The sequence below is a fragment of the Dietzia sp. 111N12-1 genome, from assembly GCF_001658045.1.
Classification (GTDB): Bacteria; Actinomycetota; Actinomycetes; order Mycobacteriales; family Mycobacteriaceae; genus Dietzia; species Dietzia kunjamensis.
This window is the reverse complement of the sequence record NZ_LSSV01000082.1, coordinates 133,152-154,567: the sequence shown is the minus strand read 5'-3', so window position 1 is coordinate 154,567 and position 21,416 is coordinate 133,152. Positions and strand designations below refer to the sequence as shown.

Below are 21,416 nucleotides of genomic sequence, written 5' to 3'. Positions count from 1 at the left end.
CCCGGATTCCGGATCCGCTACTCCCATAGGCATAGCGGATCCGGAATCCGGGTAGCGGATTCGTGGGGTGGGCTGCCCGCATCCGGCGAAACGAGTCGATCCGCCGCCCGGGCAGGGGCGGCGGATCGACGGTGGGGACCCGGAAGGGCCCGTCAGGTGGGGATCAGAACGCGGACTCGTCCAGCTCCATCAGCTCGTTGTCGAGGTCTGCGACGATCGCGCGGGTGGCGCTGATCAGGGGCAGCTCGTTCTTGGCGAACCACCGGGCGGCGGCGATCTTGCCGTTGTAGAAGTCCTTGTCGTCGTCGGACGCCCCGTCCAGCGCGCCGAGGGCGACCTCTGCGCCGACCAGGAGACGCCAGCCCATCATGAGGTCACCGAACGCCATGAGGACGCGCACCGAGGCGAACCCGACCGTGTACAGGCGCTTGGGGTCGTCCTGCGAACCCATGAGGTGATCGAAGCACGTGCCGATCATGGCCTCGACGTCCGCGAGAGCGGTCGCGAGCAGCTCCCGCTCGGCCGCCAGTCGGCCGCCGCACGCGTCGCTGTCCAGGAACTGCTTGATCTGCGCCGACACGTGGCCCACGGCGGTGCCGCGGTCACGGGCGATCTTGCGGAAGAAGAAGTCCTGTGCCTGGATCGCGGTGGTGCCCTCGTAGAGGGAGTCGATCTTGGCGTCGCGGATGTACTGCTCGATCGGGTAGTCCTGCAGGAAGCCCGACCCGCCGAACGTCTGAAGCGACTCGGTGAGCAGCTCGTAGGCGCGCTCGGAACCGACGCCCTTGACGATCGGCAGCAGCAGATCGTTGACCCGATGGGCCAGCTCGCCGTCGGCGCCGGAGACGCGCGCGGCGGTCTCGACGTCCTGGTGGGCCGCCGTGTACATGTACACCGCGCGCAGACCCTCGGCGAACGCCTTCTGGCGGATCAGCGCACGCCGCACGTCCGGGTGGTGGGTGATGGTGACGCGCGGGGCGGTCTTGTCGGCCATCTCGGTCATGTCGCCGCCCTGGACACGCTCCTTGGCGAATTCGAGCGCGTTGAGGTAGCCGGTCGACAGGGTGGAGATGGCCTTGGTGCCGACCATCATGCGCGCGTGCTCGATGACATCGAACATCTGACGGATGCCCTGGTTGAGCTCGTCGCCGCCGACCATCCAGCCCTTGGCGGGCACGCCGTGACCGCCGAAGGTCAGTTCGCAGGTCGTGGAGACCTTGAGGCCCATCTTGTGCTCGACGCCGGTGACGAACACCCCGTTGCGCTCGCCCATCTCGTTCTTCTCGAAGTCGAAGTGGAACTTCGGCACGAAGAACAGCGACAGGCCCTTGGTGCCGGGGCCGGCGCCCTCGGGGCGCGCCAGGACCAGGTGGAAGATGTTCTCGAACATGTCGTCGGAGTCGGCCGAGGTGATGAAGCGCTTGACGCCCTCGATGTGCCAGGAGCCGTCGTCCTGCTTGACCGCCTTCGTGCGGCCGGAACCGACATCGGAGCCGGCGTCGGGCTCGGTGAGGACCATGGTCGCTCCCCAGCCGCGCTCGACGCAGGTGGCGGCCCACTGCTTCTGCTCCTCGGTGCCGTTCTCGTAGAGGACGGCGGCGAAGGCGGGGCCGGCGCCGTACATGAACGCCGCCGGGTTGGCCCCGAGCATCATCTCGCCGGTGGCCCACACCATCGCGCGGGGGGCCGGCATCCCGCCGAGCTCCTCCGGCAGTCCCATCGACCAGTAGCCGGCGTCGTACCAGGCCTTGAAGGACTTCTTGAAGTCCTCCGGGATGGAGACCGAGTGGGTCTCGGGGTCGAACACCGGCGGGTTGCGGTCGGCGGAGGCGAAGGACTCCGCGACAGGGCCCTCGGTCAGGGTCGCGACCTCGGAGAGGATGCCCTTGGCGGTCTCGGTGTCCATGTCGCCGAACTCGCCGGCGTCGAGTGCCTCGTTCATACGCAGGACCTCGAACATGTTGAACTCGAGGTCGCGGACGTTGCTCTTGTAGTGACCCATTACGGTCTTCTCCGTTCGGAGTGCGGTGTCATGACTGTGTCGCGCCCGAGGAGTCGGTGCACGTAACCACTGGTACGCCGGAACCTACTCGCCGGTAACAAAACTGATGCTAGTGCGTTGTCAGCAAACAGTCCAAGGTGAGGGAAGGCTCTGATTTCGGCGCGGACCTGCGAGGGCGCGCCGCGCGGTCAGTCACGCCCGGGACGGGCGGCGGCCCGGGCGGCGTCGAGCAGGATCGTCCGCTCGGCCCGGGCGACGGTCCGCCGGGTCACCTCTGCGTAGTCCGGCGTGACGGAGACCGACGTGACCCCCTTCCGGACGAGGTGCTCGGCCATACGGGGATCGGTCGACGCCGCCTGTCCGCACAGGGACACGGTGAGGCCGGACTCGTGGCAGCGGTCGATGATCTGGTCGATGAACGCCAGCACCGCCGGGTCCATCGAGTCGAACAGGCCCGTACACACCTCCGAGTCGCGGTCGACCCCCAACGTCAACTGGGTGAGATCGTTGGAACCGATCGATACGCCGTCGATGCCCATGGCGGCGTACTCGGGGATCCAGTGCACCACCGAGGGCACCTCGGCCATGATCCAGCGCTTGAGCCCCGTGTCGCGACCGATCGGGTGGGCGTCGATGATGTCCAGACAGGCCCGCAGTTCCCACCCGGTCCGGACGAACGGGATCATCAGGTGCAGGTTCCGGTGCCGCCGCCGCACCCGCTCGAGCGCGTCCAGTTCCAACCGGAACAGGTCAGGTTCCCGGGTGTAGCGGAAGCAGCCCCGGTAGCCGATCATCGGATTGCGCTCCTCGGCCTCCACCTCCCCTCCGAGCAGCCCCCGGAACTCGTTGGACCGCAGGTCGGTGGCGCGGTACACCACGGGCCTCGGATCGAAGGCGGCGGCGATGGTGCTGATCCCCGAGGCCATCCGCTCCACGTACTCCTCCGTCCTGCCCTCCGCGATGAGCCGGAGCGGGTGCAACCCCTGCAGGGCGCTGGTGATGAGGAACTCCGCCCGCAGCAGGCCGACGCCGTCGACGTCCATGGCCGCGACCCGCGCGGCGGCGTCGGGCGTCGCGAGGTTGACGTAGACGGCCGTGGCGGTGACCTCGCGCGTGCGCACCTCGGGCGCCGCGCCGGCATCGGCGGGAGCCTGCGGCGCCTCGGCCGCGCGCACCTCTCCCGGGTAGACGACGCCGGCGGTGCCGTCGACGGTGATGGTCTGCCCGTCGGCGATGTCGGCGGTCGCCGATCGCGTGCCCACGATCACGGGACGCCCCAGTTCGCGCCCGACGATGGCGGCGTGACAGGTCACGCCCCCCTCGTCGGTGACGATCGCGGCGGCGCGCTGGAGGATCGGCAGCCAGTCGGGGTCGGTCATCGTGGCCACCAGGATCTCGCCGGCGGCCAGGTTCACCCCGTCCGCCAGTTCGGTGAGGACGCGCGCTGTCCCGATCGCCGTGCCGGGCCCCGCGCCGAGTCCGGAGACGATTGGTTCCACCTCGCCCCCCGCGCCGACGGGATCGGCCGCGTGCGCCGCGTCGACGGCCAGCGTGGTGATCGGGCGGGTCTGCACGATATACAGCTCACCCGGTGCCACCGAACTCCGCCGCGAGGGACATCAGCTCCGCCTCGCTCGTCCCGTCGGCAGGGACCCGGCCGTCGTAGAGGCGCGACCGGACACCGGCCGTCTCCATCGCGGCGAGGTAGGCCGACTGTCCGACCGAGAATCCCGGCGGCACGGGGAACCCCGCGCCCGTCATCTCCCCGAGATTGGCGGATTTCCCGCCGTACTCGGGTGCGTCCGCCAGCCTCAGCTCGGAGAAATCGGCGACCCATCGTGCGTCCATCGCTCGCTCCTTCGAGATCGCGGCCCGACCGGTCGAAACCGTCGCTGTCTCCATGGTGGGCGGACCGGCTGCCCGGTGTGGGTGGTTCAGGCACAATCAGCGCATGGCAGACATCCAGCTCCGCGTTCCCTCCGCCTCCTCCGTGGTGGGAACGGCGTTCCGTGTCGTGGAGTGGGAGCTGAGAATGGCCAGGGAGTTGCTCATGCTGCCCGCCCGCGTCCTCGTGCTACTCGCGGACGTGGAGGACGTGGTCGTGCGGATCCAGGACCTGCTCGACGAGGTCAGCCGCACCGTGCGGCAGATCGACGGGATCGTGGCCACCGCCGTCGACACGGTCGACGGTGTCCGCACCACGGTGGCCAGGGCCAACAGGGTCGTCGACGAGGTCGCCGACACGGTCTCTGCCGCCGAGGGGATCGTGGGCCGGGTGGGCTCGACCGTCGACTCCGCCGAGGGCGTGGTGCGGCGCGTGGACGCCACGATCGACTCCGCCGAGGGCGTGGTGCGGCGCGTGGACGGCACGATCGACTCCGCCGAGGGCGTGGTGCGGCGCGTGGACGGCACGATCGACTCCGCCGAGGGCGTGGTGCGGCGCGTGGACGGCACGATCGACTCCGCCGAGGGCGTGGTGCGGCGCGTGGACGGCACGATCGACTCCGCCGAGGGCGTGGTGCGGCGCGTGGACGGCACGATCGACTCCGCCGAGGGCGTGGTGCGGCGCGTGGACGGCACGATCGACTCCGCCGAGGGCGTGGTGCGGCGCGTGGACGGCACGATCGACTCCGCCGAGGGCGTGGTGCGGCGCGTGGACGGCACGATCGACTCCGCCGAGGGCGTGGTGCGGCGCGTGGACGGCACGATCGACTCCGCGGAGGGGGTGGTGCGGCGCGTGGACGGCACGATCGACTCCGCCGAGGGCGTGGTGCGGCGCGTGGACGGCACGATCGACTCCGCGGAGGGGGTGGTGCGGCGCGTGGACGGCACGATCGACTCCGCCGAGGGCGTGGTCGTGCGGGTGGGGAGCACCGTCGAGTCCGCCGAGGGCGTGGTGGCTCGCGTCCGGACGACGGTGGACACCGCGGACGATCTGGTCCTCGACGCCGGCGGGCTCATCGAACGGGTCGTCCCCCTCGTCGACTTCGCGGACTCCACCTTCGCTCAGGTCAAGCCGGTCGTCGAGGCACTGCTCGTGGACGCCGACCTGGACGTGGAGGCCGCCCGGGTCGTGGCGACCCGGATGACCGAGGTCCTGGCGTGGGCGGACAAGACGATCCGGTTGCTCGAACCGATCGCCGACGACGTCCTCGAGTCGGTCGACCCCGACGAGGTCAAGGCGGTCATCCAGTTCATCGACCACCTGCCGGCGCTGGGCGACACCCTCGAGAACGACGTCATGCCGGTCCTGGCCTCACTGGACACCGTTGCCCCCGAGGTCCACCAGATCCTCGAGGTGGCGCAACAGTGCCTCGAGGCGGTCGCCGGCATCCCCGGATTCCAGCTCCTGCGCCGCCGCGGTGGGGACAACGGTAAGGCCGACTGAGCGCCCGAGTCCCGGAGCCGCGACTCCGGACCGCATCTGATTCCGGACGGCGCCCGACTTCCCAGCGGCGCCCGACCGGTCCGGCACGGGTGAGTGTGCTCAGCCCGCCGGCGTGCCGTCGTCAGCGATCAGGACCACGCTGCCCAGCACGTGGCAGAGGGTGAGAGCCAGGTGGGTGTCCAGGCGCCTGGCCCCCGGTTCCCGGCCCAGTTCGTGCTCGGCCTTGGTCAGTCGGTACCTCACGGTGTTGCGGTGCAGGAGCAGCCGGGACGCCGTCTCCGAGTAGTTCTCCGCCGAGTCCAGGAACACCCGGACGGTCTCCCGCTGTCTCGCCGCGTCGTCCGTGTCCCTCGCCAGGCCGCCGAGGACTTCGCGGATCCATCGCCGGGTGGACGCGAGGTCCTCGGCCAGTCGGGCGATGACGGGGATCCCGTCGTCCGCGTACGAGACCACACGCGCCTCGTCGCCGGTGCACACCTGCGCGATCGTGCCGACGAGCGCTGCCTGTGTGCGGGTGGTGCGGAACCCCTCGACCCCGGCACCGGGCGCGCCGAAGGATATCCGGGCCGCGGGGGTCGCCGCGGCGATCGGCGCGAGGACTCCCGTGTCGACGGCGAGGCGACGGCCCTCCATGCCGAACCAGGCCTCGGCCGTGGCGCGGCCGGTGGCGATCATCAGCGGCGGGCGGTGGTCGCCGAGTTGCCCGGCCAGACTGTCCACGACGCTCTCGAGCAATCGGGACTGATCGGTGAACGCGCCGAAGTCGTCGATCCACACCCGGCACCCGACGTGCACCTGGTTCAGTCGGTATCCCGTCACCCGCTCGAACTCGGCGGGGTCGATGCCCTCGCCGTCGAGGACCCGGTTGACGATCGAGTTGATCGACCGCGCCGCCCGGTCGTGGGAGGAGCGCACCTCCTCCTCGTGTGCGGCGATGACGGTCCGGGTGATCTCGTCGACGTACTGGTACAGCCATCCGGCGAGGTGGTGGTAGAGCGGCAGCTTCTCGTGGTCCTCGCACTCGACCCCCTGCACCTGGTCGAACACATGGGCCAGGAGACAGTCGGAACCGACGTGATAGGCCCGCCGCAGTGCGGCGCTCGAGACGTCCCTGCGGGCGAGCGCGACGGCGTAGTGCACCGCGTCGGGCAGGGGAGGGAGGTCGTGTGCGTCCTTGGTGTGCGACAGCATGTCGATGATGACCTCGACGTTGTTCGTCACGCTGGCGTGCAGAGCCGAGTGTGTGTCCTCATCGGTGAGTTCGCCGATGGCGTCCTCGATGGCCGCGGTCATGCTGTCGGAGATGGCCGCGGTCCGCGAACTGAGCCTCAGACCTATGCGGCGGGTCAGTTCGCGGAGGCGCTCGGGATCCTGCGGTGTTGTGCTGAGCATGTGTGCGGGCGGGGTCGGGTCCGTCTGGTGGCTCAGGTCCCGCCGTGTCCTTCCTGCGTGATCACCGTCCGGACAGGTACGACAGGGCGGAACGCGCGGCGTTCCACCCAGCCATTCCGTGGGCGCCCGCCCCGGGCGGGGCGGCCGCCGAGCAGATGTAGACGCCGGGCACGCCGGTCGAATAGGGGTCGAGGGCGACCCGCGGCCGGAAGACCAACTGGCGGGGGTCGTTGGCACCCGTCACGATATCCCCGCCGACGTAGTTGGCGTTGTGATCCTCGAGTTCACGGGTCGAGCGCGTGTGGATCTCGTGGACGCGATCGCGGAACCCGGGGGCGAATCGCTCGATCTGGTCGATGATCGTCTGGGTGGCATCGCCCGTCCACCCCGCGGGTACGTGGGCGTAGGCGTCGACGGGATGGAGCCCGTTCCTCGCGCGGGCGGGGTCGGCGACGGACTGCTGGCCGACCAGGACGAAGGGCCGCTGCGGCATCTCCCCTCGGACGACCTGCCGCTCGGCTGCGGCGATCTCCGCGAAGGTGCCCCCCACGTGGACCGTGCCGGCCGACCGGGACGGCTCGTGGGACCACGGGATGCCGCCCTCGACCGCGAAGGCGACCTGGAACGCCGCGGGCCCGTGTCGGAAGCGGCGGAAGGCGCGGTCGACCCTGCGGGGTATGACGCCGGCGAGGATCCCGGCAGCGGCGGCAGGAGAGGTGTCGAGCATCACGATGTCCGGGTTCCCCAGCTCGCGGTGGTCGCGGACGGTGACCCCGGTGTCGATCCGGCCGCCGTACGAGGTCAACATCGACGCCATCGTGGTGGCGATCGTCGCCGAACCCCCCGCGGCCACCGGCCAGCCGAACCGGTGTGCGGCCGTACCCAGGGCGACGCCGATCGCCGAGGACATTACCGAGCCGAGCGGGCGGAAGGCGTGTGCGGCGACGCCTCCGAACAGGGCCCGCGCCTCGTCGGTGTGCCACCGGCGGGCCAACACGCTGGCAGGCATGGCGGCGTAGGCCCCGAAGCGGGCGAGGACGAGGGGATGGTCCGGGACGTGCAGGAGGGGCTGGAGGAACTCCTCGGCGATCTGTGGGAAGCGTGCGGTGAGGGCTCCGAACATCCGTCGGTAGGACTCCCCGTCGTCGCCGAGTCGGGAGGCCGTGTGGTCCACCGACTTCCAGACCGCCGCACCCCTGCCACCGTCCAGCGGGTGCGAGTACTGGACCTCGGGGAGCGCCCACCGTAGGCCGTGGGCCTCGAGGTCGAACCGGCGGCTGAAGGCGGTGTCGACGGCGAGGGGGTGGAATCCCGAACACTGGTCGTGCAGCAGGCCCGGCGAGGTCATCTCGCCGGACCTGGTGCCGCCGCCGATGGAGTCGGATGCCTCCAGAACGGTGACATCGACTCCATCGGCGGCCAGTGTCAACGCGGCTGCCAGGCCGTTGGGCCCGCTACCGACGATGATCGCTGTGGGCATGAACTCAGCTCATCCCGACCGTGGACTCGTCGCGACCGCCCGCGGGGGACGTGTCCGTGAGCGGGCCCTCGGCGCCGGGGGAGGCGGGAACGCTCGCGGACGCCCGCTGATCGGCCGGCAGGTACTCCGGGTGGCGCCAGGTCACGGTGAACGGGATGGGCCCGTTCGGAAGCCATGGCTGCTCCGTGACCACGTCACGGACGTCGTAGTGGCCACGCTCGACGACCCCGAGGGCCGCGTCGATCACGCGGTACTCGATGGTCTTCTTGTGCAGTGGCTGGGACTCGGTCCAGACGCTGATGAACTCACCCGGCTCGAAGTTGCACCGCTTCTGCACCGCCGAGATCGTCCGCTCGTCGAACAGGTGCCCGTCTCCGAACTGCCACCCGGAGAAGAAGGTGCACAGCACCTCGCCCTCGCGGAACCGGTAGTTCTCCATGCTGTCCAGGACCGACGGCATGATCGACATGTGGCCGCGTCCCTGGGTGTTCATCATCCGGAACGCGGTGGTCTTCTGGAGGAAGATCTCGGCGCCCTCGGGGCCGAACAGTGCCGACAGCTGGTTGTGCGGGGACGTCATGGACGTCACGAAGGCCGGGTTGTCCAGCTTGGCCTCGCACCCGTTGTTTCGGAACGCCATCGTGGAGGAGGCCCAGTTGCCGGCGTACTGACGCATTCCGATGAGGAACGAGATCTTGTCGGGTCGGAAGTTGCCGACTATCGGGCCGGTCAGGGTGAGCACCGCGGCGATCACCACGACCCATACGCTGCTGGCGTCCCACAGGGCGTACCCGTCGCCGGCGAAGAAGCCGAGGAAGACCACCGGCGTCGCGAACACGTAGAAGAGGTTCCATTCCTGCGGCATGGCCAGCGCGAACATCGAGTAGATGAACACGTGGAAGCACATCATGAACGCGGCGGCCAGGACCGCGACCGTCCAGTTGGTGGTGAAGAGCAGGACGAGCGGGACGACGAACTCGACGATCGTGCCCATGACGTGCGCGGCGAAGAACGCCACCTTGGTGGGCATGAGGTCCTCGGGCGCGTTGCGGTAGAGCGACCGGCGCAGCGCCTTGGACTTGATCAGCGGGCCGTTGGTGAGCATCGTCTGCACGGTGGGCGTGAAGTGGACGCCGAGCTTGGAGATGAACGCGCCCCACCAGACCGCGAACATCGCGATCTTGGCGACGATGATCATGTCCACGTGGCCGGCGCCGAAGGTGGTGAGAACACCGAAACCGAGCATGATGACGGAGTACTGCTCGGGACGCGACGCCAGGAACGTGACCCTGTCCCGCAGACCCATCACCAGCTGGATCGCGACGAACGTGACGAACGGCCACAGCGGCACGAGTCCGGCCTCGCTGTAGGCGGCGGCGGTCTGCTGACCGGGCAGGACCAGGCCCAGCGCGAGGGTGGCGAGCATCGCGAAGTACAGCGCGACGTCGATGGCCTTACGCTCGTCTCCCTTGGTGAAGGGGATCTTGTCCGGCCAGGGCGGGAGCCGCAGCGTCCCGGTTCGCATCCAGTAGCGGTACCCTGCCGTGTTGGGCTTGAACTTGAACGCCAACGGGCCCCACGATTCGTTGAACCCGGTGGCTGACCAGAGGATCACCCAGATCATCGCCTTCTGGTAGACGATCACCTCGCCCCACCACGCGCCGAGGTCGGTCAGCGGGAGGCCGGGCGTGGAGAGCCCGATGATGAGCCAGCCGCCGAGGAAGAAGACCAGGCCCTTGACGAGGTACAGGGAGTGCATGATCTTCGGCGCACCGAATCCGAACTCCACCCAGTGGTGAGCAAGCAGTTTCATCCGTTCCATCGTGGGGATGGACTCGAACTTGGCCGGATCGACGGCCGGGACATCGGCTTGTAGAAACCCCATGGGGGACTCCTTCTCGGGTCGGGTTGAGGGAACGAGGGTTGAGGGAACGAGGGTTGAGGGGTCAGGCGACGAGCGAGGTGCGCAGGCGCGGTTTGTCGATCTTGCCGACCGGGTTCTTGGGCAGTGCCGCGGTGATCGTCACCTCGACCGGCACCTTCACCCGGGTGAGGCGGTCACGGCAGTGCGCGATCACGGCGTCGGGTGTCAGTTCCACGTCCGGGTACGGGACGACGAAGGCCACGGGGACCTCACCGAGCACGTCATCCCGGCGGCCGACCACGGCGACCTCGAGTGCACCCGGCAGGCTGCCGATGGCGTTCTCGATCTCCTTGGGGTACAGGTTCTCCCCGCCGCGGATGATCATGTCCTTGAGCCGGTCGACGATGCTGAGGTAGCCGTCCTCGTCGAGCCGGCCCACGTCACCGGTGCGCACCCACCCGTCGACGATCGTCTGAGCGGTGGCCTCCGGCATGTTGAGGTAGCCCGCCATCACGACGGCCCCGGTGATCAGTACCTCCCCGGTCTGTCCGGTGGGTACGTCGCGGAGGAGGTCGTCGACGATCCGGATACGTTGGCCGGGCAGTGCCGGCCCCACGGTCCCGGGCTTGCGCGGGCCGTCGATCGGATTGACCGCCGAGGCGCAGGTGGCCTCGGTCAGGCCGTAGCCCTCCAGGATGGGCACGTCGAAGAACTCCTCGGCCGCCGCGAGGAGTTCCCGCGTGGCCGGAGCAGCGCCGCAGACGGCGAACCGGAGCGAGGACATGTCCGGTTGCCGGCCCTCCGCCCTGGTGAGCAGCAGTGCGTAGATGGTGGGTACGGCGGAGAAGTAGGTGGGCCGGAGGTTCTCGACGGTGTCGTAGAACTTCTGGGCGTCGAAGCCGCCCATGATCGTCAGTTGCGCGCCGACCTGGAGGGGAGCCAGGAGGCTGACCATCAACGCGTTCACGTGGAACAGCGGCAGGACCAGCAGGCAGTGGTCCTCGGCGGTCATCCGCATGGTGTCGGCCATGGTCCGGGACATCGCCGTGGCGTTGGCGTGGGTGAGCATGACGCCCTTGGGACGCCCGGTGGATCCGCTGGTGTAGATCACCAGGGCGAGGTCGTCGTCCGCCAGGTCGACGGGGTCGAGCTGCGCACCGTTCCCCGACGTCCTTAGGTCATCGACGCTAATCGCCGGTCGCCCGCCGGAGGGGGAGTCGGCGGTGGAGTTCACGACGAGCACGGCGTCGGCGTCGTTGATCTGGTGATCGGCCTCGTCGTGCGTGAAGTTCGGGTTGATCGGGGTGGCCGCTGCGCCGAGGTACCACGCCGCGAAGATGGAGATCACCAGCTCGCTCCGGTTGGGGAGCATCACCGCGATCACGTCCCCGCTGGTGACGCCGTGTTCGCTGAACTGCGCGGCCACCGAGGTCACCGCCCGGTCGAGTTCGCGGAAGGACATTCGGGTCGCGTCGTCACGGATGCTGGGGGCGTCGCCGAAGCGTTCCGCGAGTGTTCTGGGGAGGTATCCGGGCTGCACATCTACTTCTCGTCGGCGACCTGTGTGATCTCGGACACTACGAAGATCGGGCGGGCCGCACATCGGTAGATGTGACGAACTTCACGTTTGCGTTAGTGCACGATGTACAAGCGGGGGAGGTGGCGCCGGGGGCGTCGGGTGCTCATCCGGGCGGGATGGCAGGAGCGGGCGGCCGGTGCGGACGGCCGGTGCGGACGGGGCCGGAACAACGAACTGCGGGGCACCTCGCTGGTGGAGGTGCCCCGCAGAATGGCCCGGTTCGGGCGAGGGAGCCGATGACGGGAATCGAACCCGCGCTGTCTGCTTGGGAAGCAGAAGTTCTACCATTGAACTACATCGGCAGTGCCTGCTGGAGGCGGCTTCAGATTAGCACGAGCCCCGGTGGCCGCAGGCGCGGTGGGGTCACTTCCGGGCGGACTTGCGCTTCGCGCCCGTGGTCATCGGCCGCTTGGGCTGGTTGAGCGACGCGCGGGGGACGAATCCGAACGCCACGCCCCCGATCACCGCCACCGCGATCGCGCCGATGATCCACGGCGTGACCGATCCGCCGCCGGTGATCCCCATCAGCACGATGAGTACGGCGACGCCGACACACACCCACGACCACTGGGTCCAGCGCCAGAAGTACCTCGAGGGCTCGTCCCTGATCTCGTCCATGCGCCTATTTCACCACGGCAGCGGGGGTCGGTGCATATCCGCCAGGCGCTCCCGGGGGGTCGCCGGGCCGGGAGGGCGCCGGGATGTGGCAGGTCTCACGTGGTTTCGAGGGTCGGTTCGGGAACGAAAGGGGCGTGCCATGCGCTGAACTGGAGGACAGTCCGATTTGTGCGACCGGATGGCCGGTCCGCGGGCTCAGCCCTGCAGGAGGTGCGTGGTGGACGTGCGCGAGGCCATGGAGCGGCCGATCGCCGAGCGGGTACGGACGGTGCTCGCCCGCGGTGCGGCCGGGGCCATCGAGGCCGGCATGCTCAGGCGGCCGCTGCGCTCGGCGCGCGTCCGGGACGACGGGGTGATCGTCCTGGTGGTCGACGTGGGGGGCATGTCGCGTGAGGCCGGTGACGTCGACCGGGTCGCGGCCGCCGGGGCCACCGCCACCGTCGAGATCGTCGACACGGTGTGTACCGGTCGGTGCCGGGGTTGCGCGCCGCGCCCGTCGTTCGCTCTCGACGGCCGACCCGCGTCGTGTGGTGCGGGACGCGGAGGGGCCGGTGGTGGGGGGCGGGCTGCCGGGGGCGACGACGACGACTGCGCTGTCGCCCGGGGAGTTGTCACCCTCTCCGGGATCGTGACGGCCTCGTCCCCGGCGCGTCGGCGCAGGTTGGTCACCGCCGACGGGGGCGGGACGGGCCCGAACTCGGAGGGCGGGTCGCTCCGCCTGAGCGAGTTGCAGCCACTGGAGATCACCTACCTCACCGCGGACGGCGTCCACGTGGTTCCCCGGGCGTCCCTTGCCGCCGCGGCGGTCGACCCGATCGGCGTCGACGAGCAGGTCTGGCTGCACCGCCTCGCCGCCGACACCGGGCTCGCCTCCCGTCTCGCGTTGCGTGCCGGGCGGCAGATCGCGGGCACGGATCCGCGGATCGTCGCGATCGACCGGTACGGGGTCGACCTACGCATCGGATCGACCGGTGGCGGGTTCCGCGACCTCGTCAGACTCCCGTTCGCGCAGGTCTGCGCCGATTCCGACGACGTTCTCGCCCAACTCTCCGCGCTGACGCGGTGAATCACTTCACAAGAATTCGCTGAAAGCCCTTGTCTTTACAGGTAAGCCTTACCTAAGTTATTCGCTGCGGGTAGTCACGTCCCCGCTCCGGTGTTTTCCGTTCCGGCGCCACTACCCCTGAGGCGCCGGAACGGAAAAGGCTGGGACCGCGATGACGAGAGGGCGAAGGCATGCGATCACTGGTGGGACCCGTTCCCGAGCCGGCCGAACGGGCGAGCTCGGCACTGCGGCGCTGCGCGAGGGCCACGCTGAGTCTCCCCGCTCCCACCGCCGGCTCCCGCGTGAACGCCACTCCCGCGGTCGCGCTCGCGCACCGGACTTCCGGAACGGCCGACCTCAGCCTCGTCATCCCGACGGCCGACGCCGCGGCGATCCCGTCCGGGGGAGTGCACGCCCGTCTCGAGGTGCTCGACGAGATCCTCGGCGGGGCAGCCCGGGGCCGGTGTCGCCGCCTCGTCGTCGTCGACGGACTGGTCGAACAGATCGACGCGCGCGCCCAACGCCACGCCGCCACCCGCATCGCGCGAGACCTGCCCGACTCGGCCCTGCTCGGGGTCGGATCCGAGTCGGCGCTCGTCCGGCTCCGGACGGAGCGGATCCTGCTCACCGATGACTCCGGCGTCACCGACATCGCCCTCGACGACCTCGCCACCTCCGGGCCCGACCCCTTCACCGACCTCGAGGGGCACTGGCTCGACCACCTCAACGATCCGCGCTGCCAGGTGGTGCCGCGGCTGGCCTTGCGCGTCTGCCGGTGCCTGCCCGCCGAGCGACCCCTCCTGATCGGCATCGACCGCGCCGGCGTCGACATCGAGCTGACGGACCGCGAGGGCCGCGCCCGGCGCGAACGGCTGCCGTTCGCCGAGGCGTGCACGGACGTCACCGAGCTGGGGACCCAGCTCCGGTTGCTCGCGGGAGGCGCGCGGTACCCTCAGGACCGTGCTGCTCTCCGACCGTGACCTCCGTACCGAGCTCGCCGACGGGCGGCTGGGCATCGACCCCCTCGACCCCGCGCTGATCCAGCCGTCGAGCATCGACGTCCGCCTCGACCGGATGTTCCGCGTCTTCAACAACTCGCGCTACACCCACATCGACCCCGCGCAGCAGCAGGACGAGCTCACCGAACTGGTCGAGCCCGCCGAGGGGGACCCGTTCGTCCTGCACCCCGGCGAGTTCGTCCTGGGGGCCACCCTCGAGCGACTCCGCCTGCCCGACGACCTGGCCGGCCGGCTCGAGGGCAAGTCGTCGCTCGGTCGACTCGGGCTGCTCACGCACTCCACCGCCGGCTTCATCGACCCCGGGTTCGACGGCCACATCACCCTCGAGCTGTCGAACGTGGCGAACCTGCCCATCACGCTGTGGCCCGGGATGAAGATCGGCCAGCTGTGCCTGTTCCGGCTCTCCAGTCCCGCCGAGACCCCGTACGGCAGTGCCTCCGTGGGCTCGAAGTACCAGGGCCAGCGCGGCCCCACCGCCTCCAAGGCGTACCTGAACTTCCGGTGACCCGGCGGACGACGGCAGCCCGGCGACTGTTACTCGCCCCTCGTTCACCAGTCCGTTCCCGCCGCGCCGCGTCGACGGGGTAGAACAGCGCCATGCGTATGACCGTGTTCGGGACCGGGTACCTCGGCGCCACCCACGCCGCCTGCATGGCCGAGCTGGGCCACGAGGTGCTGGGGGTGGACGTCGACGAGGCCAAGATCGAACGCTTGCGTCGGGGCGAGGTGCCGTTCTACGAGCCGGGTCTGCCGGAGATCCTGCTGCGGCACGTGGAGTCGGGGCGGCTGCGGTTCACCACCGACTACGCCGAGGCCGCGGCGTTCGCCGACCTGCACTTCATCGGGGTCGGGACCCCGCAGCGCAAGGGCGAGTTCGCCGCCGACACCTCGTACGTGGAGGACGTGGTGGCGCGGCTGACGCCGCTGCTGTCCGCGGACGCGGCGGTGGTGGGCAAGTCGACGGTGCCGGTGGGAACGGCCGCGCGATTGCAGGGGATCGCCGACTGGCACGCCCCGGACGGGGTGCGGGTCGAGGTGGTGTGGAACCCGGAGTTCCTGCGCGAGGGCTTCGCCGTGGCCGACACGTTGACACCGGATCGGATCGTGATCGGCCTGGCCGGCGGTGAGTCGGCACTGGGGCTCGCGCGGGAGCTGGTGTCCGAGGCGTACGCGCCGATCCTCAAGGCGGATCCGTGCCCGGTGATCGTGACGGATCTGGCCACGGCCGAGCTGGTCAAGGTCAGCGCGAACGCGTTCCTCGCGACCAAGATCAGCTTCATCAACGCCGTGTCGGAGGTGTGTGAGGCCGCCGGCGCCGATGTGACCGTCTTGGCCGATGCGATCGGCATGGACAAGCGGATCGGTCGACGCTTCCTCAACGCCGGCCTGGGGTTCGGGGGTGGCTGTCTGCCCAAGGACATCCGGGCCTTCATGTCCCGCGCCGGCGAGTTGGGTGCGGACGAGGCGATGACGTTCCTGCGGGAGGTCGACTCGATCAACATGCGCCGACGCGAGCGGATGGTGGGCCTGACCGTCGAGGCGTGCGGCGGGACGGTCATCGGCAAGACCGTCGCGGTGCTGGGGGCGGCGTTCAAGCCGAACTCCGACGACGTGCGGGACTCGCCGGCGCTGAACGTGGCGGGGATGCTCTCGCTCAAGGGCGCGAGCACCGTGGTGTACGACCCGCAGGCCCTGGACAACGCCCGGGCGTTGTTCCCCACGCTGACGTACGCCGAGTCGGCGCTGGCCGCCTGTGAGGGCGCCGACGTGGTGCTGGTGGCCACCGAGTGGCCCGAGTTCGTCGAGCTGGACCCGGCCGCGGTCACCGGGGTGGCGCGCGGCCGGGTCCTGCTGGACGGTCGCAACTGCATGCCCGCCGACCGCTGGCGCGCCGCCGGCTGGACCTACCGCGCACTCGGACGCGGGGTGCCGGTGGAGGGCGCCACCCGCCGCACGGGGACGGCCCCCGCCGGGCCGGGGGTCGTCCCGTCGATGCGCTCCGGACACCCGTCGACCTGACCCCCGGCCGACCTGACACCGGCCGACGCGGCACCCGGGCTACTGCCGGTACGAGGCCAGGAAGTTGCCGATCCGCTCGATCGCCACGCCCAGATCGCGGGAGGCGGGCAGGGTGACCACCCGGAAGTGATCGGGGTCCGGCCAGTTGAAGCCCGTGCCCTGGGTGACGAGGATCCGCTCCTGCTCGAGCAGGTCGAGGGCGAACAGCCGGTCGTCGTGGATCTCGTGGACGTTCGGGTCCAGCTTGGGGAAGGCGTACAGCGCGCCCATGGGCTTGACGCAGCTCACGCCCGGGATCGTGTTGAGCTTCTCCCACGCGATGCCCCGCTGCTCGTGCAGCCGGCCGCCGGGCTCGATGAGCTCGTTGATCGACTGATAGCCACCGAGCGCCACCTGGATGGCGTGCTGCGCGGGCACGTTGGGGCACAGGCGGGTGGACGCGAGGAGCTCCAACCCCTCGAGGAAGCCGGCCGCGTGCGCCTTGGGGCCCGTGATCGCCAGCCAGCCCGCCCGGTAGCCCGCCACACGGTAGGTCTTGGACAGTCCGTTGAAGGTCAGCACGAGCAGGTCGTGGGCGAGGGTGGCGATGGAGGTGTGCTCGGCCTCGTCGTAGACGATCCGGTCGTATATCTCGTCCGCCAGGATGAGCAGACTGTGCTCGCGGGCGAGATCGACGATCCCCTGCAGGACCTCACGCGAGTAGACCGCGCCGGTCGGGTTGTTGGGGTTGATCACCACGATGGCCTTGGTTCGCGGGGTGATCTTGGAGGCGATGTCCTCAAGCGACGGGTTCCAGTCGTCCTGTTCGTCGGCGAGGTAGTGGACGGGCCTGCCCCCGGCGAGTGAGGTCATGGCGGTCCACAGCGGGTAGTCCGGTGCGGGGATGAGGACTTCGTCGCCGTCGTCCAGCAGCGCCTGCATCGTCATGGTGATGAGCTCGGACACGCCGTTGCCGAGGTAGATGTCGTCCACGCTGAGACGGGGGAAGTCCGGGACCAGCTCGTAGCGCGTGAAGATCGCCCGGCGGGCCGACAGGATGCCCTTGGACTCCGAGTAGCCCTGCGCGTGGGGGAGCGCGGCGATCATGTCGCGCATGATCACGTCCGGCGCCTCGAACCCGAACGGCGCGGGGTTGCCGATGTTCAGCTTGAGGATGCGGTGACCTTCGGCCTCGAGCTGGTTGGCCCTGGCCAGTACCGGCCCGCGGATCTCGTAGAGGACGTCCTTGAGCTTGGAGGACTGGTCGAGAGTGCGCAGCTGGTGGAGCGTTCGTCCCGTGGTCTCAGGCGTCATACCTTGCGATTGTGCCACTCGGGTCGCTGTGGCCCGCGTCGCGGAGGGCGTATGTCCGGTGGGGCATGGCGGCACCATGCCCGGGGCCGAAGGAGAGCACCGTGGCCCCACAGGGATGTCGTGAACGCCGCGCGGCGGTGGCACCTTTCTACGCGGTCGCCGGCTGGAGCTCCAGCCGCCCGCGGGCATGGCGTCTCGCACCCGCCGAAGGGCAGGCCAGACGCCATGTTCAGGAGCGGCGACCTTCGTGCAGTACATCTGCGGGAGCGCCCTGGGCGCCAGGCGCGGGAGCGGTTGAGGGCGGCGTCGCGAGCGGACGCGCGTACGCCCTCCCCCCGGGGAACGTCCACATGCGCCGCGGCCCGTGATCAGGAGATCTGATCACGGGCCGCGGTGGCGTCCGGTGGGCGTCAGCCCAGAGAGAGGCCGTAACCTCCGGACTTCTTCGAGCGGGGGATCGCCCCACCCGACGCGGGCTTCGCCGGGGCATCGGTCGGCGTCGACTCAGCCTGGGTGGACTCGGTCGACGTCGACTCAGCCTGGTCGGCGGAACCGGTCGCGGTGTCGGCAGTGTCGGCGGGCTCGGCCTTCGGAGCGCCGGGTGCCTTCGGAGCACCGGGTGCCTTGGGTGCGCCGGGCGCCTTAGCTCCACCCTTGAGGCCCAGGCCGACGGCCGGCTTCGCGGGCGCGGCCGGTGCGGTGTCCGTGGCGGACCCGGCATCGGCGGTCTCGGTCTGCGCGGCGGCGGACTCGCCCGCGGACGGCTCGGACGCCGCCGCCTTGGCCGTGCCCGGGGCCTTCGCGCCGCCCGGAGCCTTGGCCGTGCCCGGGGCCTTCGCCCCGCCCGGAGCCTTGGCCCCGCCACCCAGGGTGAGCCCGCCGGACTTCGGCGCGCCGGCGCTCGGCTTGGGAGCGCCGGTGGTGGCCGGAGCGGAGCCCTGCGCGGCCTCGCGGGTCTCCTCCGTGCGCTCGGCGTCCTTCACCGCGGACTGGGCCTCGGTGGCGGACTCGCCGCTCCCGGCGGCGCCGGGGGCCTTCGGAGCGCCGGGGGCCTTGGGGCCGCCGGGGGCCTTGCCGCCGCCACCGAGCTTGAGGCCACCCGACTTGGGTGCGCCCGTCGAATCGGCGGCCGACGGGCCGGCCTCGGCCGCGCTGGCCGCGCCACCGGTGCCGGCGGCGGCGACCTCCGCGCCCTCGCCCTCGTCGACGACGGCGTTGTCCGGCGCGGCCTCGGCCGGGGCAGCGGGGGCGGCGGCCGAGGCGGACTCCGCCTCGGCGGCGTCGCGCTCGGCCTGCTCGGCCTCCTTCTCCGCCTTCGTCTTCTCGCGCGTGGGCTGCTCCAGCCACGCGGCCTCGCGCGGCTCGGGCAGGCCGCCGTCACGGGAGACGGACTCCAGGAGCAGCTGGGCGACGTCCACGACCTCGACCTGGCCCTCCTGCTCGGTGCCGTCGGTCTGGGCGGTGGCCCCGTCCGAGAGCATCACGCGACAGAACGGGCAGCCCGTGGCGATCTTCGTGGCCTTGGTCGACAGGGCCTCGTCGACACGGTCGATGTTGATCCGCTTGCCGACCGTCTCCTCCATCCACATGCGCGCGCCACCGGCGCCACAGCACATGGACCGCTGCCCGTGACGGGGCATCTCCGTGAGGGTCACGCCCGAGCCGTCCATGAGCTCACGCGGGGCCTCGTAGACCTGGTTGTGGCGGCCGAGGTAACACGGGTCGTGGTAGGTGACGCCACCGTCGATCGGGGCCACCGGCACGAGGCGCTTCTCGCGCACCAGACGGTTGAGTAGCTGCGTGTGGTGGACCACCTGGTAGTCGCCGCCGAAGTCGCCGTACTCGTTCTTCAGCGCGTTGAGGCAGTGGGCACACGTCACGACGACCTTGCGCTGCGCGGCGGGCACGCCGTCGAACGCGTCGTTCATGACCTCGATGTTCTGCTGGGCGAGCATCTGGAACAGGAACTCGTTGCCCGCGCGGCGGGCCGAGTCGCCGGTACAGGTCTCGCCCTGGCCCAGCACCGCGAACTTCACACCGGCGGTGTGCAGCAGCGAGGCCACGGCCTGGGTGGTCTTCTTGGCGCGGTCCTCGAAGGCGCCGGCACAGCCCACCCAGAACAGGTACTCGGTGTCGGCGAAGTCCTCGATGTCCTTGCCGATCACGGGGATCTCGAAGTCGAGGGAGTTCATCCACTCGTCGCGACCGGAGTTGTTCTGGCCCCAGGGGTTGCCCTTGTTCTCGAGGTTCTTGAACAGGCCCGCGAGCTCGGTCGGGAACTCGGACTCGATGAGGACCTGGTAGCGGCGCATATCGATGAAGTGGTCGACGTGCTCGATGTCCACCGGGCACTGCTCGACGCAGGCGCCACACGTGGTGCAGGACCACAGGGCCTCGGGGTCGATGATGCCGGCGGCCATCGGGTCGTCGGAGAGGTCCGCGGTGGTGTGACCGACGAGGGGGCGCTGGGCCTCGAGGCGGGCCGCCTCCGGGATCTTGGCGAGCTTGGCCTCGTCGGGGTTGCCCTCGGCGTCGACCAGTCCGGTCTCCTCGCCCATCGTGGTCTGCCCACCGGCGAGCAGGTACGGCGCCTTCGCGGCACCGTGGTCGCGCAGGGACATGATCATGAGCTTGGGGCTCAGCGGCTTGCCGGTGTTCCAGGCGGGGCACTGCTCCTGGCAGCGGCCGCACTCGGTGCAGGTGGAGAAGTCCAGCCAGCCCTTCCACGAGAAGTCCTCGATGGCGCCCGCGCCGAGCTTGGGCTCGAAGTCCTCGTCGGCCTCGGTGAGCTCCTCGACCTTCTCCATGGTCAGCGGGACGCCGTCCATGGTCATCGGCTTGAGCGGGCCGAGCGCGGTGCGGCCGTCGGCCTCGCGCTTGAAGTAGATGTTGAAGAACGCGGAGAAGCGGTGCCAGGCGACGCCCCACGTGATGTTGCGGCCCACGACGTACAGCCAGATCATGCCGGTGAGCAGCTTGATCAGCGCGAAGACCGAGACCATGAGCTCGTTGGCCGGCAGGATCGTCGACAGCGGGCCGGTGACCCAGTCCGTGGACCAGTGGAAGTCGTACCCGTCGGCGGCCTGCAGCGAGAGCTTGCCGGCCTTGACGAAGATCATGCCCAGGCCCTCGAGGAGCACGACGGTCTCGACGAAGTAGGCGGCCTTGCGGTCCGAGCCGACGAAGCGGTTGAGGCCGCGGCGCTGGTTGATCTGACGGATGATGATCAGCACGGTGATGCCGATGACGGTGCCCAGGCCCAGGAACTCGTCGACGGCGTGGTACCAGGCCTGGTCGGACAGCCAGGGCCAGCCGCCGCGGGGGTTGAACGTCTGGATGTAGGCCTCGAACCAGACGATCGAGCCGAGCAGGAAGCCCACCATGACGAACCAGTGGAAGAAGCCCACCGAACGTTTGCGGGCCATCCGGGCGTGGGCGCCCACCTCGACGATGACGTTCTTCAATCGGGGCAGGATCGGCCGCAGCCGGTCGAATCCGTCCTTCTGTCCCAGGAACAGGCTGCGCACCATGCGCGTGACGCCGCCTATGAAGGATGCCCAGCAGAACAGACTGAGCAGGACGCCGATCGTCCCGAGTGTGATGGTCACGCCTGACATGGTTCGCGGCCTTTCGTCGCACTTCTCGACGCACGAGCACTCATAGGACCCTGTGGGCGCCCGTCGACTGTGTCGAGGTCAAAGGTAAGCCACGCGGGCC

At 70.0% G+C, this 21,416-nt stretch carries 14 protein-coding genes, 1 tRNA gene and 1 pseudogene; 5 read left to right on the top strand and 11 right to left on the bottom strand.

The genetic code is table 11. The annotated features are described in order from the left end of the window. Positions 1-163: 163 nt before the first annotated feature. From AYO52_RS15950 to AYO52_RS19030, 3 genes and pseudogenes are all read right to left on the bottom strand, one after another. A complete protein-coding gene (locus tag AYO52_RS15950; protein WP_067719508.1) occupies positions 164-2,002 on the bottom strand; it encodes an acyl-CoA dehydrogenase in 1,839 nt (612 codons plus the stop codon). Between the two features lie 188 nt (positions 2,003-2,190). Next, a pseudogene (locus tag AYO52_RS15945) lies at positions 2,191-3,597 on the bottom strand (putative PEP-binding protein); the annotation flags it as partial. Next, a complete protein-coding gene (locus tag AYO52_RS19030) occupies positions 3,587-3,763 on the bottom strand; it encodes a hypothetical protein (protein WP_371517959.1) in 177 nt (58 codons plus the stop codon). The pseudogene AYO52_RS15945 and the gene AYO52_RS19030, both read right to left, overlap by 11 nt. 190 nt (positions 3,764-3,953) lie before the next feature. Here AYO52_RS19030 and AYO52_RS18650 point away from each other — a divergent pair, with 190 nt between their 5' ends. Then, a complete protein-coding gene (locus AYO52_RS18650; protein ID WP_172812187.1) occupies positions 3,954-5,390 on the top strand; it encodes a hypothetical protein in 1,437 nt (478 codons plus the stop codon). Positions 5,391-5,489: 99 nt separating this feature from the next. Here AYO52_RS18650 and AYO52_RS15930 read toward each other — a convergent pair whose 3' ends face one another. The 6 genes from AYO52_RS15930 to AYO52_RS15905 form a co-directional block, all read right to left on the bottom strand. Next, positions 5,490-6,782 carry a CdaR family transcriptional regulator gene (locus tag AYO52_RS15930; RefSeq protein WP_067719500.1) on the bottom strand — a complete coding sequence of 431 codons (1,293 nt, stop codon included), beginning with the start codon at positions 6,780-6,782 and terminating at the stop codon, positions 5,490-5,492. 61 nt (positions 6,783-6,843) lie between these two features. Next, complete coding sequence (locus AYO52_RS15925) at positions 6,844-8,262, bottom strand: NAD(P)/FAD-dependent oxidoreductase (protein ID WP_067719498.1); 1,419 nt, start codon at positions 8,260-8,262, stop codon at positions 6,844-6,846. Between the two features lie 4 nt (positions 8,263-8,266). Continuing rightward, positions 8,267-10,147, bottom strand: coding sequence for a DUF3556 domain-containing protein (locus AYO52_RS15920; RefSeq protein WP_082924089.1), 1,881 nt, complete (start codon positions 10,145-10,147; stop codon positions 8,267-8,269). 61 nt (positions 10,148-10,208) lie between these two features. Beyond that, the gene (locus AYO52_RS15915; protein ID WP_067719495.1) at positions 10,209-11,666 is read right to left on the bottom strand and encodes a class I adenylate-forming enzyme family protein; all 1,458 of its coding nucleotides are present in this window, start codon (positions 11,664-11,666) and stop codon (positions 10,209-10,211) included. Between the two features lie 270 nt (positions 11,667-11,936). Then, positions 11,937-12,007, bottom strand: a tRNA-Gly gene (locus AYO52_RS15910). Positions 12,008-12,068: 61 nt separating this feature from the next. After that, positions 12,069-12,323 (bottom strand): hypothetical protein, encoded by a 255-nt coding sequence (locus AYO52_RS15905; RefSeq protein ID WP_067719492.1) that lies wholly within the window; start codon positions 12,321-12,323, stop codon positions 12,069-12,071. Positions 12,324-12,540: 217 nt separating this feature from the next. Here AYO52_RS15905 and AYO52_RS15900 point away from each other — a divergent pair, with 217 nt between their 5' ends. The 4 genes from AYO52_RS15900 (at position 12,541) to AYO52_RS15885 (ending at position 16,406) form a co-directional block, all read left to right on the top strand. Beyond that, entirely contained in the window at positions 12,541-13,389 is an 849-nt protein-coding gene (locus AYO52_RS15900) for a DUF2470 domain-containing protein (RefSeq protein WP_253702244.1), read from the top strand. Positions 13,390-13,559: 170 nt separating this feature from the next. Continuing rightward, positions 13,560-14,348, top strand: coding sequence for a hypothetical protein (locus AYO52_RS15895; RefSeq protein ID WP_067719489.1), 789 nt, complete (start codon positions 13,560-13,562; stop codon positions 14,346-14,348). Beyond that, on the top strand, positions 14,329-14,892 hold the full coding sequence (gene dcd / locus AYO52_RS15890) for a dCTP deaminase (protein WP_067719486.1): 564 nt from the start codon (positions 14,329-14,331) through the stop codon (positions 14,890-14,892). Before AYO52_RS15895 ends, dcd begins: the two co-directional genes overlap by 20 nt. Positions 14,893-14,984: 92 nt before the next feature. Next, the gene (locus tag AYO52_RS15885) at positions 14,985-16,406 is read left to right on the top strand and encodes a UDP-glucose/GDP-mannose dehydrogenase family protein (protein WP_082924087.1); all 1,422 of its coding nucleotides are present in this window, start codon (positions 14,985-14,987) and stop codon (positions 16,404-16,406) included. 39 nt (positions 16,407-16,445) lie between these two features. Here the strand turns inward: AYO52_RS15885 and AYO52_RS15880 are convergent, their stop codons facing one another. Further along, a complete protein-coding gene (locus AYO52_RS15880) occupies positions 16,446-17,699 on the bottom strand; it encodes a pyridoxal phosphate-dependent aminotransferase (protein WP_067719484.1) in 1,254 nt (417 codons plus the stop codon). Positions 17,700-18,109: 410 nt separating this feature from the next. After that, positions 18,110-21,316, bottom strand: coding sequence for a heterodisulfide reductase-related iron-sulfur binding cluster (locus tag AYO52_RS15875; RefSeq protein WP_067719481.1), 3,207 nt, complete (start codon positions 21,314-21,316; stop codon positions 18,110-18,112). Between the last annotated feature and the right edge of the window lie 100 nt (positions 21,317-21,416).